Origin of the sequence: Synechocystis sp. LEGE 06083 (genome assembly GCF_015207725.1) — a bacterium.
In the GTDB taxonomy this organism is placed as follows: Bacteria; Cyanobacteriota; Cyanobacteriia; order Cyanobacteriales; family Microcystaceae; genus Synechocystis; species Synechocystis salina.
On sequence record NZ_JADEWJ010000192.1, the window covers coordinates 1 to 7,408 of the forward strand.

Genomic DNA, 7,408 nt, shown 5'->3' on the forward strand with positions numbered 1-7,408 from the left:
CCGTAGCAGCGGATGAATGTTTGATTGCTTTGGGCTCCGACACGGGGGGATCCATTCGCCAACCGGCCTCCCTCTGTGGGGTGGTGGGCATGAAACCGACCTATGGTTTAGTCTCCCGTTTTGGCTTGGTGGCATATGCCTCTTCCTTGGACCAAATTGGCCCCTTTGCCCGGCGGGTGGAGGATGCGGCTATTCTGCTCCAGGCGATCGCCGGCCATGACAGCAGGGATTCCACCAGTTTAGATGTGCCCATTCCCGATTACACCCAAGCCCTTAAGCCCGACCTCAAAGGAGTGAAAGTGGGGGTAATTATGGATGCCTTTGGAGATGGTCTGGACGACAGCGTTAACCAAGCAGTGCAAGCGGCGATCGCCAAACTGCAGGAATTGGGAGCCAGCATTGAAGAAATAAACTGCCCCCGTTTCCGTTCCGGCATTGCGGCCTACTATGTGATCGCCCCTTCCGAAGCGTCAGCTAACCTAGCCCGTTACGATGCGGTGCGCTATGGCCTCCGGACGGAGGCGGACAATTTAATGGATATGTACACCCACACCAGGGCGAAGGGATTTGGGGCGGAAGTTAAACGGCGCATTATGCTCGGTACCTATGCCCTGTCCGCTGGTTACTATGACGCCTATTACCTCAAGGCCCAAAAGGTAAGAACCCTAATTAAACAGGACTTTGACCAGGCATTTACCAAAGTGGACGTGTTGGTTTGCCCCACCGCCCCCACCACGGCCTTCAAAGCGGGAGAGAAAACTGATGACCCCCTCAGCATGTATCTCTCCGACTTGATGACCATCCCGGTGAACTTGGCGGGGTTACCAGCCATGAGTGTGCCCTGTGGTTTTGACGATAATAATTTACCCATTGGCCTACAACTGGTGGGCAATGTCCTAGGGGAAGAAATGCTATTTCGGGTGGGCTATGCCTATGAGCAGGCTACAGCATGGCACGATCGCCAACCGGATCTGTAGTTGTGTCAATTAAAAAACAGATTTTTACCCGTCCCCGTCCCTGGCCATCAGCCTCAGTGGCATCCGATGGTCGTTGTCAGGGTACATTCCCTTGCCGTAAAAATTTCTGGCTTCCCCTCACCAACGCCCCCCAGAATATTAGCTATCGTTGATTAGTAATTGGTCAGTCATACATTTTGTCAGCAATATTTTGAATTTGAAGGTGCAACCAAAACGGCAACGGCGATCGCCAAAGACCACAATCTCTATGGTTGGGGCCTTTCTGCTCTTGGGGTCATTTTCGACTCCACCCATCCTTACCCAGGGCCAAACTGCCCCCCTCACTGACCTTTGCCCCGAACCGATCGCCAAGAGGATGACTCCCCATGTAGTCAAAGCCGGGGAAACCATCGATAGCATCGCTCAAAAATATCAACTGGTGGCGGAAACCCTGATCAGTGTTAACAGTCAGTTATCCAGCGGCTCTATCACCCCAGGGCAAACCATTTTAATTCCTCCTTTTAACGGTCGTTTTGTTACCGTGCCAGCGGGGGCCACCTGGCGCGATCTGGCGGCGGCCTATGGCTTGCGGGCGGATATTTTATTTGAAATCAACGGTTGCACAGAAAAGCCCGGTCGGGCATTTATTCCCGGCATCAGTTGGGGCAATCGGCCCAGCCCTGCGGTGGATAATTACACAGGTTTGGCCCAATGGCCCATCCAGTCCCCCGCCCAGATTGGCCTAGATTACGGCTGGCAAAACCAAGGGGCCGGGGAAGATGCCTTTTTTCACAGTGGGGTAGATTTGCTAGCTCCCCTGGATACCCCCGTTATGGCCGCCGCCGCTGGGGAGGTAATTTTAGTTAGCCAGGAAGGGGCCTATGGTTTCCTAGTGGTCATTGACCATGGCAACGGCCGCCAAACCCGCTATGCCCATCTCAGTCGCTTTGCGGTGGGCCCTGGGGAAAAAGTCCCCGCTGGCAAGGTCATTGGCTACGTCGGCAGCACTGGCCGGCCAGATATTGCCCCATCCCATCTCCATTTCGAGGTAAGGGTCCAATCCCCCGTTGGTTGGGCGGCCCAGGATCCGAAATTGCATTTACCCCGCCAATAGTTAAGGGATTTTTAGTCTCCCCTAGCCCCAGGGATAACCTCTGTCTTCGCCATATTTTTGGTAAACTAACAACGCTGTTGCCTTTAGCGGTTTTGCCATGGAACTGGAACATCCCGACGATCTCTATTATTTGGATTCCCACGAATATGTCCGCTTTGATGGGGAAACGGCCACCGTTGGCCTGAGTGCCTTTGCCGTGGATGAGTTGGGCGATATTGTCTTTGTGGAATTGCCGGAAGAAGGGGATAAGGTAGAATTTGAGCAATCCATGGGGGCGGTGGAATCGGTCAAGGCTGCATCGGATCTCTATTCCCCAGTTACGGGCACTGTAATCGAAAAAAATACTGTCCTCGAACAACAACCGGAATTACTGAACCAGGATCCCTACGGCGAAGAGGGTTGGTTGATTAAGGTGCGCTTGGATGACGTGGAGGATGCCAAGGAAGGATTAATGGCCGCTGGAGACTACCGCGCCACCCTAGAAACGGGAGATTAGGCAGTTGGGGCGGAGGTTAGATATTAAACCTTTTCCCACCCCATGGATAGTTTGTAACAGTTCAAATTTTCGATACCAGGGCAGGAAATCATTATGCAGGCTGTTGATTACACCACCCTAATGGCCATTTGTGCTGAATTACAAGATGACTGGTTACCGGCTCGCATCGAACAGGTTTACCAGCACGATCGCCATGGTTTATCCCTCGCTTTACGAACTTTAGAAAAACGGGGTTGGTTAACCCTAGCGTGGCATCCCCAGGGAGCAAGGCTTTGTTTAGACGTTCCCCCACCCCAGGAACCGGATACGTTTACCTTGAGCGACCAACTGCGTCACCAGTTGAAGGGACTAGCCCTAACTTCCCTAGCACCTCTGCAGCCCTGGGAACGGGTCATTGACTTGGCGATCGCCAAACGGCCGGGAGACGAACCTCTGTACCATCTTTTTTTGGAGGTCATGGGCAAGTATAGTAACCTGATTTTGACCGATGCCCAACGGCAAATTATCACCGTCGCCCACCAGGTAAGTGCCCAACAATCCAGGGTGAGGACAGTGCAAACGGGGCAACCCTACCAACCACCACCGCCCCTGTTGGCTACGCCTCCCTTGTTAACAGAAAGTTTGGACGACTGGCGCGAAAGGGTGCAATTAATTCCAGGTTTATTGAGCAAGCAGTTACTCAAAAGTTACCGGGGGGTCAGTCCCATGGTGGTGAAAAGTTTACTTGCCTGGGCCGGTATTGATGACCAAATTAATAATCAAGCTTTAACCCCCAACCAATGGGAAAATCTTTTCTCTGCCTGGCAAATTTGGTTACAACGACTAGAAAAAGCAGATTTTGTGGGCAAAAGGTTGCCCCGGGGCTACACAGTTTTGGCGGCAAGTAGCGATGTTCATGGAGTTAAACCAGCTCAGGAAAAAGGCGATCGCCCTTTGCTTGCCATTAATGAGATGGTAAGTGAATATTACCGGAGGGAGTTAGGACGGGAAAATTTCCAGCAATTACAGCACCAAATTCAACAAAAGTTGGCAACTTTGATTGGTAAATTGCAACAGAAGGCCCAGACGTTTCAACAAAGGTTAGCAGCGGCGGCCAATGCCCAGCAATATCAACGGCAGGCTGATCTGTTGATGGCCTATCTCCACCAGGGGCAACCGGGTTTAAGTGCCATTACTCTGCCGGATTTTGACGACCAAGCTCCCGTTACCATTCCCCTACAACCGGATAAAACCCTGATCCAAAATGCCCAACGACTTTATAAGCAACAACAAAAATTAAACCGGGCAGAGGCGGCCATTCTTCCATTGCTGGCTGAAGTTAATCAGGAATTGGCCTATCTCACCCAGGTGGAAACCAGTGTGCAGGCGTTGACGGAATTTGATGCTCCGGCCGATTGGCAAACGTTAACAGAAATTCGCGATGAACTGGTGGAGCAGGGCTATTTAACCCTTAGCCATGGCCGTCCCCGACGTAAGGAAGCGGAAACCTTTGAGCCCCACCAAGGCCTGACCCCTTCTGGTTTTCCCCTCTGGATTGGCCGCAACAATCGCCAAAATGATTACCTCAGTTTTCGGGTTGCTACTGAGTATGACCTTTGGTTCCATGCCCAGGAAATCGCCGGCAGCCATGTGTTACTCCGATTACCCCCAGGGGCGATCGCCGACGAGCAAGATTTACAATCAGCGGCGGACTGGGCGGCCTATTACAGCCGCGGCCGGGGGGAAGAACAGGTGCCCGTGGTCTATACCCAACCCAAATATGTTTTCAAACCCAAGGGCAGTAAGCCAGGCATGGTGATTTATCAACAGGAAACGGTTATTTGGGGTAAACCCGGAGCGGTTAATTCTAAAGAGGAGAAAAGTTAAATGCCTGTTAATTTCGACACCATTATTACCACATCAAGTTCTGAAAAAGACTTTTTAAAAGTTTTTGAAGATGTGTTTTCTCAGCAAAATCAATCATTTCTTGAAGCACACAGAACGATTCTCACAGCCTGCTACAGAAACCCGGGACTTTCTCCAAGTTCAAAAAAGGTAAAAGGTCATGATCAAGAATCTCTAGTAAAAGTTTGGCTTAAAAAATACAATGACGGTTTTAACAACAGAATATCTCAACGTGTTTCCAATCCTCCGGGAACAGTTGCCGATCCGATCATCGATACGATTATCAATACTCAATTAACAAGGCTGACAACAGAGCATCTTGAGCAAATCAAATATGCCCATCGGCTATCAATGTCTGCTGAAAACATTCTTGGATTACTTCTGGAAGAATTTTTAGCTGAGCAACTTTCTAATTATGGTTGGCATTGTTGTTGGGGAGAAACTATTCGGCACGTAGATTTTTGCAATGTTGATGGTTCTCTCTTGCAGGTCAAGAACCGCAGCAATACGGAAAATGCCCCATCCTCAAGCGTCAGAATTAATCAGCCTATCGAAAAATGGCATCGAGTTGATTCTAAAACAGGTTCCCATCGATGGTCTTATTTTAATGACAAGTACAATACGGATCGCTTTTCAGAAGAAAACTTCGTTACCTTTGTTCAAAAGGTTCTAATCGGTAATCCAGGTGCATTAGCCATTGAGGTGAACAATCCTTGGAAGGATTTGTCGGATTCATTAAACTAAGTTAAGAGATAGTTGCTTTGTTGAGGCATTTTCAAGATAGCCCATATCTTTCATCCAACTAACATCATCCGTTTTGTTGTAACGGGAATACGGAAAATCTGGGTAGGCAACCGGGGACTCACCTCTCAAGTAGGATAGCAACATTCTGGCGATCGCCCTGCCCAGAGAGGACGGTACAGCATTACCAACTTGTCGATATTGATCAAGCAAGGTACCTGCAATCATCCAATCGTCCGGAAATTCTTGAATTCTTTTATATTCTTCAATACTTAGAGGTCTGTCCTCTTCCGGATGAGCTAAATCAGTTGCAGGCATAGCTGGGTGAGTTACTAATGTCGGAGCGGGTTTATCCCAAGCCAGTCTACGGTAAAAACCGGTTTTTCCTCCTCCTGCATGATAAGAATTACCTAATGCCTCTTGATGCAACTCTTCCGGTAAATCTCGCCAATATTGCCCGGCCTTCAGCAATCTGTAATACTTGAGTCGTTTTTCAGGAAACTTAACAAAATGATGTCCATCTTTAGGAAGATCTTTTAAAGCCTCTCGCAATTTTTTCCATATTGGGAGTCCATATAGACCTTGCTCTGAATTGGTGGGTGTGAGATAAGGCAGTTTTTTTCCATCACGACTACAAGCAATAACAACTCTCTCTCGTCGTTGCGGAGATCCAAAGTTAGCAGCATTGTACAGGTTAAAAGAGACACTATACCCTGCTTCTTTTAGCCTTTGGGTAATGAAAAGTAATGCGCCCCCCCTTTGTTCATCTTGAGATAATGGTGGAAAATTTTTCCCTCTCATTTCATGAGGTCTATGTTTTAATGGGGCGGATAATAATCCTCGAACATTTTCAATTACTGCAAATCTGGGCTTAAGTTCAATGATTAAATTGATGAACGTTAAAAAGACGTTGCCTCGCTCATCATTGAATCCTTGACGCTTTCCCGCGCTGCTAAAGGCTTGGCATGGTGGACCGCCAACTATTACATCAATCTCATCAGTTATACTCAGTCCTGCTTTCTCTCGAATTTCTGCGGCTGAGTAATCCCGAATATCCCCAATTAGCGCTATATCTGGTCGATTGATTTCAATGGTTTTCCGGGCGGCTGCATCGATTTCAGAGGCAAGTAAAACCTGTATACCTTCCTTTTCTAATCCCAAGTCCAAACCCATACAACCAGAGAAAAAACTCAAAGCTTTTAAGCCAGGTTTGCTAAATGCACGCCTACCATGGTCGTGAATCTTTAAGCTTGTATCTTCTTTCTTAAGACTATAGTTCTGAACAGACTCTGATGCTACAATCCACCGACTGCTGATCCTCTCGCCGCTGATTTCGCCATACCGGAGTAGCTGACGAACATATTGCTCAGAGCAGTTTAAGATTTCAGAGGTCTCTTTTACAGAAAAATACTGGGTGGCCATGATTTCGGATACGAAACTGAAATTAGGTACCAAGTCTACACCCCAAGCGACATAGTGGCAAGTACTGTGAAAAAATACCTTTACCTCGGCGTTTTTTCCGAATAGCAATGATTGTCTAACCTAAGCGGTTACGATAATCTTCATAGCCAAAGGTACGCCACAGTTCAAATTCCCCCGATCGCCGCAGACAACCGATGGCGGGATGGTGGACCCCATTAAAAGTGGTGGTTTTAACCATGGTGTAGTGCATCATATCTTCAAAAATCAGGCGATCGCCAACTTGTAGGGGTTGGTCAAAGGCGTAGTCCCCCAGAAAGTCTCCCGCTAGGCAACTAGAACCCCCCAAGCGATAAACTCGATCTCCGGTTGTCGGTACCCTGGCCCCCCGCACCTCCGGCCGATAGGGCATTTCTAAACAATCAGGCATATGGGCAGTGAAGGAAACATCCAGCATGGCATGGGTAAATTCCGGTGTTTCGATCAGATCCTCCACCGTACTAATTAAAAATCCTGTCCGCCAGGCGATCGCCGATCCCGGCTCCATAAGCAACCGCAGATGGGGATGGCGTTGGTGAAATTCCCGAATTACTGCAATGGCGTAGTCCACGTCGTAGCCCTGGCTCGTCAGCAAATGACCCCCACCCAGGTTTAACCATTCAATTTGGGGTAAATACTGACCAAATAACTTTTCAATTTGCCCCAGGGTTTTTGCCAACGCCAAATGATCACTTTCACAAAGGTTGTGGGAGAGGAAGCCCGTAATACCTAGCGGCAAATTACCCTCCAACATTGCCG

6 protein-coding genes and 1 pseudogene are annotated in these 7,408 nt (G+C 48.7%); 5 read left to right on the top strand and 2 right to left on the bottom strand.

The window, feature by feature from the left end; genetic code table 11:
• The 5 genes from IQ219_RS13895 to IQ219_RS13915 form a co-directional block, all read left to right on the top strand.
• On the top strand, positions 1-977 hold a 977-nt coding region (locus tag IQ219_RS13895; RefSeq protein ID WP_194073003.1), incomplete at its 5' end, for an amidase family protein.
• Between the two features lie 202 nt (positions 978-1,179).
• Complete coding sequence (locus tag IQ219_RS13900; RefSeq protein ID WP_338116547.1) at positions 1,180-2,070, top strand: M23 family metallopeptidase; 891 nt, start codon at positions 1,180-1,182, stop codon at positions 2,068-2,070.
• A gap of 97 nt (positions 2,071-2,167) precedes the next feature.
• Positions 2,168-2,566, top strand: a complete 399-nt coding sequence (gene gcvH / locus IQ219_RS13905; RefSeq protein WP_194019039.1) for a glycine cleavage system protein GcvH — start codon at positions 2,168-2,170, stop codon at positions 2,564-2,566.
• A gap of 93 nt (positions 2,567-2,659) precedes the next feature.
• Positions 2,660-4,432 (top strand): NFACT family protein, encoded by a 1,773-nt coding sequence (locus IQ219_RS13910; RefSeq protein WP_194073004.1) that lies wholly within the window; start codon positions 2,660-2,662, stop codon positions 4,430-4,432.
• Positions 4,433-5,194 carry a SinI family restriction endonuclease gene (locus IQ219_RS13915; RefSeq protein WP_194019037.1) on the top strand — a complete coding sequence of 254 codons (762 nt, stop codon included), beginning with the start codon at positions 4,433-4,435 and terminating at the stop codon, positions 5,192-5,194.
• On the opposite strand, the gene IQ219_RS13920 is transcribed toward IQ219_RS13915, so the two are convergent.
• A complete protein-coding gene (locus tag IQ219_RS13920; protein ID WP_194019036.1) occupies positions 5,186-6,613 on the bottom strand; it encodes a DNA cytosine methyltransferase in 1,428 nt (475 codons plus the stop codon). The two genes, IQ219_RS13915 and IQ219_RS13920, sit on opposite strands and share 9 nt — an antisense overlap.
• A 115-nt stretch (positions 6,614-6,728) precedes the next feature.
• Positions 6,729-7,408, bottom strand: a pseudogene (locus IQ219_RS13925) (carboxynorspermidine decarboxylase); the annotation flags it as partial.

What these genes read in the sequence shown, in the direction of transcription:
- IQ219_RS13915 (WP_194019037.1), top strand. Translation starts at nt 4,433, where the DNA reads ATGCCTGTTAATTTCGACACCATTATTACCACATCAAGTTCTGAAAAA.
- IQ219_RS13920 (WP_194019036.1), bottom strand. Translation starts at nt 6,613, where the DNA reads ATGGCCACCCAGTATTTTTCTGTAAAAGAGACCTCTGAAATCTTAAAC.
- IQ219_RS13910 (WP_194073004.1), top strand. Translation starts at nt 2,660, where the DNA reads ATGCAGGCTGTTGATTACACCACCCTAATGGCCATTTGTGCTGAATTA.
- gcvH (WP_194019039.1), top strand. Translation starts at nt 2,168, where the DNA reads ATGGAACTGGAACATCCCGACGATCTCTATTATTTGGATTCCCACGAA.